Annotated in this window: 5 protein-coding genes; 2 read left to right on the forward strand and 3 right to left on the reverse strand. The window is 58.0% G+C overall.

Features of this window, described 5'->3' with window-relative positions:
- From NW820_RS05995 to upp, 3 genes are all read right to left on the reverse strand, one after another.
- Positions 1-492 (reverse strand): tetratricopeptide repeat protein (locus NW820_RS05995; RefSeq protein ID WP_414406968.1); only part of this gene is annotated, 492 nt, incomplete at its 3' end.
- Positions 479-1,363 carry a hypothetical protein gene (locus NW820_RS06000; protein WP_414350080.1) on the reverse strand — a complete coding sequence of 295 codons (885 nt, stop codon included), beginning with the start codon at positions 1,361-1,363 and terminating at the stop codon, positions 479-481. The genes NW820_RS05995 and NW820_RS06000, both read right to left, overlap by 14 nt.
- A 270-nt stretch (positions 1,364-1,633) precedes the next feature.
- A complete protein-coding gene (gene upp, locus NW820_RS06005) occupies positions 1,634-2,323 on the reverse strand; it encodes a uracil phosphoribosyltransferase (RefSeq protein ID WP_011433955.1) in 690 nt (229 codons plus the stop codon).
- A gap of 557 nt (positions 2,324-2,880) precedes the next feature.
- Between upp and NW820_RS06010 the strand changes: the two genes are divergently transcribed.
- Positions 2,881-3,957, forward strand: coding sequence for an ABC transporter substrate-binding protein (locus NW820_RS06010; protein ID WP_414406969.1), 1,077 nt, complete (start codon positions 2,881-2,883; stop codon positions 3,955-3,957).
- A 416-nt stretch (positions 3,958-4,373) separates the two neighbouring features.
- Positions 4,374-4,588 (forward strand): hypothetical protein (locus NW820_RS06015; protein WP_414406970.1); only part of this gene is annotated, 215 nt, incomplete at its 3' end.

Genomic DNA, 4,588 nt, shown 5'->3' on the forward strand with positions numbered 1-4,588 from the left:
TTGAATATGGCTGTGGGTTTCCGGATGGTTGCTGGCGGCATGGGCCAAAAGGGTGAGCTGCTCTTTGGCTGCGGCCAGGTTCCCCAGCTTGAGATCCACCAAAGCCAGTTGATAGCGGGCCTTAAAGCTACTGGGATCCACCTCTACCGAGCGTTGAAAGGCAGCGCGCGCCTCCGCCAGCTTGCCCTGACGGGCGTAGATCAAGCCGAGGTTGAAAGGCACATCGGGATCCCGTTCGCTGGGCAGCACCAAGGTTTTTTCTTCCAGTTCAATTGCGCTCCGGTAGGCGTTGATGGCCAAGGTATGGAAGCCCATCTGCAGATAGCGAGCTCCGTCTTCCTTCAGTTGGGCGACCGTCGGCTCCCCTGTCAGTAGGGTCATGGGCGGTTGCGCGTGGGCAGGCATGGCCACCGCCAAGCTCAGCAGGCACCCCACCGTTTTCAGGCCTAAGGGTACAGCCTGACGACCAATCTGCTGCCTATTCATCACCATGATCTGTTTCCTCCAACCACATCAACACCACTTCATTCCACCCCTCTGGGCCGGGGAGCTGAGCCAATTGCCATTGAGGCAGGGCCTCACTCCAGAGGCTATCCGCAATGGGGCTGGGAAGCACCACTTTTTGTTCCGTCCACCGCAAAAAGGCCACATCTGGCGGGGAACAACCAATGCCCAAAGCCTTGATAGGGCCCAAATGCCGTTGATAGCAATCCAGCAGCCGCCGCACCGCCTGTTCCCCCGGTAACCAATTGGGTTCTGCGGCCATCGTTGGCTGCATCCATCCGGTCAGATACCATTGCGGCAGGCTGGAGAAGTGGAGCTGACGCACCCGCAGCAGATGTTGGGTGAGGTTGGCTTCTTGCTGGGCAAAAGCTTCCCGTAGGGTTTCGGGATCCCCGGAATAGCTGAAAATCTCACTGTACTCTCGCTGCTGCGCCCGCTCTGCCTCTTCCAAAGGGATCCCAGTGGCAGCGGCCAGCTCAGAGGCAGTCCAATCCCCAAACCCGATCAAATCCAAGTGGGACTCTTGACGCACCTGTTGCAGGATGCTGCGCAGGCGAGAATAGGGCAGACCCAAAGCATACACGTAGTAGGGCGGTCGGTGTTGCCACTGCTCGTCTAGGATGCCCGCCGGGAAGTAATGCTCGGGAACGTAAACGGCAGAGCCATCCTCACAGATGAACGGATGCTCCAGGCGCAACTGCCGCCGCACATGTTCCAGTTGAGCGCGGGTGCGCAGGCTGTAGAGCACCAAGGGAATGGAGCGGCGCTCTAGGGCAGCCAAGGCTTGTCGGGCAGCACCATAGCTGTTGAACTCTAGATCCAGCAAGCTGCCATCTAAACTGGTAAGGACAAGTCGCATAGGTGCAGGAAAGGGAAAGGCGCTGGCCCCGTCAAAATTTCAAGCAGCACGACCGGCTGAAGCGTCCTACAGTACCTATGATCCAATAGCTTGACCAACCTGAGGGGGATTAGCCTCAAATGCTCTCCCTCAAAGCATCTGGGTGAATGGGCAATCCGTGCGCCAGAAGTGGTAAAAGCTCGATTGAGCACTACAGAATGCGTGTGTCGCCGAAGATCTTGGCTCAAAAACCAGCAGCAGAGAAGACAGACAGATTGAGTGGGTCAGTGGCTAGTTCTCTGTGCCGAAGGCGCGATCCCCTGCATCCCCCAGCCCGGGCAAAATGAACCCTCGATCGTTCAGCCGCTCGTCAATCATGGCGCAGAAGATTTGCACCATCGGGTAGTGGGATCCCAACCGCTGTAACCCTGGGGGCGCTGCCAATGCGCTGACAATTCTAACCAAGCTGGGATCCGCCCCCCGTTTTTTTAGCTCATCCAAAACCCAGAGCAGCGTGCCCCCGGTGGCCAACATCGGCTCGGGAATGAGAATGCGCATCTGTTCAGGGATCCGCTCTGGAAGGCGATTGAGGTAGCAACTGGCCTGCAGCGTTTCCTCATCCCGCACCATGCCAATGTGAAAGATCCGCGCCTGGGGCAAAAGGGCCTGACAGCCTTCCAGCATCGCCAAGCCAGCCCGCAATACAGGCACAATGCCCAGCAGGGTATCCGGCGCGATGACCTCTGCGGCAACGGGTTCCAAAGGGGTTTGCACCTGAACGGTTTGGGTGGGGATCCACTCCCGCATCGCCTCATAGGTTAGCCAGCGGCCCAGCTCCGACATGGCCGTGCGAAACAGGGGCATGGGCGTCTCCGCATCCCGAGCCACGGTTAGCCAGTGCTTAATGAGCGGGTGAGGGGGGACATAGACACGAAGCTGCTGACTTGCCACGGGAGAATGCCTCAATCTGGGCGGTAGCATAGCGGGTTGCCTTAGCAGAAAGCAAGCTCTCCAATTGGCCGCAACTCCATCCCGACCGGGGATAAATTGCCAACAGCTCCGGCAAATGCTCAAGGGGTGGGGCTCTTTGACCCAGCAAGATTGCGGCAGAATGAGATCTGCAGGTTACTTCGAGCGCCGGTCATGTTCGGTGGCTACAGGTTTGGGATAGACCAGGGCAAGGCTGGTTTCGGGTTTTGTTCCTCTTGCCATTTGCGAACTGAGGTGCTGGCCCCAGGGCAGCTTGGCCTCCCGCCGATGGAACCGAACGCCAACGGCTCTCGTCTGCAAGTGCCGGTAGCCGGAGATACCGCTCTGCCCAAGGGTTTCTGGCTTAATGGGGTGTCGCAAGTTACAGCCTGTTCACAAATTAAGGGATACAAAACTTAAGGGATACAAAACATCGTGTTTCTGAGGCTTGACTCCGATGAGGTTTAGAACAAGTAGGTTTACAACCGTATCCGTAGCCCCTCAATAGGCTGTACCTGCATCTTTGGCCCCCTCACACCTTGCAAGGATTAGCTTAGGGAGAATGGATTATGGCTTCGTCTCAACCCTCTGACTCGAACACCAAGGCTCTGAGCCGCCGTCAGCTTCTCAAAGTGGGAGCCGCAGCCCTTGGGGGCGGTCTGCTGGCGGCAGGGGGCGCCCAAGCTCAGCGCAAACCCTCTCCCACCCTGATCGTGGCTCAGGGATCCGGCCTGGATCGCGTTTCCTATGCTACCAACTGGTATGCTCAGGCGGAACATGGCGGCTTCTATCAGGCGGTGGCGACCGGCATCTACCGCGAGCATGGCCTGGATGTAACCATCAAGATGGGTGGCCCCGGCATCAACATCACCCAAGTTTTGGCCGGTGGAGCTGCCGAGTTTGCCATGGGAGGAAGCACAGGGGTGATCAATGCTGTGCGAGAAGGGATCCCTTTGGTGTGTGTGGCAGCCATTTTCCAGAAAGACCCGCAGATCATCATGGCCCACCCTGGCACCCAGCGCTTTGAAGAGCTCAAGGGCCGGCCCATTTTCGTCTCGAAAGGGGGGCTTGCCACCTACTGGCCCTACCTAAAGGCCCGCTTTGGCTTCACCGACGATCAGGTTCGTCCCTACAACTTCAACCCCGGCCCCTTTTTGGCGGATCCCAGCTCAGCTCAGCAAGGCTATTTGACATCCGAGCCTTTTGCCATCCAACGGGAAGGGGGATTTGAGCCGGTGGTCTTCCTCCTGGCGGATTTGGGCTACAAACCCTACGCCACCACCATCGAAACCCGTCGCCAACTGGTGGAAACCAAGCCCGACTTGGTGGAGCGATTCGTGGATGCCTCTATCAAAGGCTGGTACAGCTTCTTGGAGGATCCCCGTCCGGCCTATCGCTTGATCAAGCAGGACAACCCGGAGATGACCGATGCCCAGTTGGCCTACAGCTTCGAGAAATTGCAGGAGTACGGCATCATCTTGTCCGGCGATGCGTTGGAAAAAGGCATTGGCGCCATGACCGACAAACGCTGGCAAGACTTCTTCGACAGCATGACGGTGGCCGGCGTATTTGAGCCAACCATCAACTACCGGGCTGCCTACACACTGGACTTCGTCAATAAAGGCACTGCCTACTACACTGCCTGACGGACTTCCACCCTTGGCGCTTCTCAGCCCAAGGGATCCCCCCTCGCCCCCAGCCCCTCTTCCACCAAGGGAGAGGGGAACTATAGTCATTTCAAACTAGATTGAGACACCCCCTAAACGCTCCGCGCCACTGCCCTCACCCCCATTCCTTCTCTCAGAGGGAGAAGGGGGCTAGAGGGAAATGTTTCATTCCGGTTTAATTGAGAATGCCAGAACACTGCGTGATCACCTCCCCCAACACCGCCAGCAACACCGGCACCCCCAGACGGATCCCGGAGACCAACAGCGAGATCAAACAAAAAGCTCCAAGTGAAAAGGCGTTCCAGCGAAGCTTGGCCCAGCACTCCATCAACAAATGCAGGCACAGGTGGGAGCAGATTCATCGCCGAGCTGGAAAGCCTATCATGGGATCCAGTATGGAATCCATCGTGCCAGTGGTGCGGGGCACTTTAACCCTTCCACCCTCCTCTTCTCTGACAAATCCGGCAGCCAGCCTGACGGGCCCATCCGCTGCTGCGTCAGCAGTAGGGATCACTTTGCCTTGGGCAGCGCAGCGGGATCCCATCCTTGTCCTCGGGGCTGGGCTGATGGGGCGTCTGTTGGCCGCCAGCCTTGTCGAGGTTGGGCATCC

The organism is Synechococcus sp. R55.7 (assembly GCF_047461955.1).
Lineage (GTDB): Bacteria > Cyanobacteriota > Cyanobacteriia > Thermostichales > Thermostichaceae > Thermostichus.

Bases quoted from the DNA above. Each gene is read 5' to 3' on its own strand.
- NW820_RS06000 (WP_414350080.1), bottom strand. From the start codon at position 1,363: ATGCGACTTGTCCTTACCAGTTTAGATGGCAGCTTGCTGGATCTAGAG.
- upp (WP_011433955.1), bottom strand. From the start codon at position 2,323: ATGCTACCGCCCAGATTGAGGCATTCTCCCGTGGCAAGTCAGCAGCTT.
- NW820_RS06010 (WP_414406969.1), top strand. From the start codon at position 2,881: ATGGCTTCGTCTCAACCCTCTGACTCGAACACCAAGGCTCTGAGCCGC.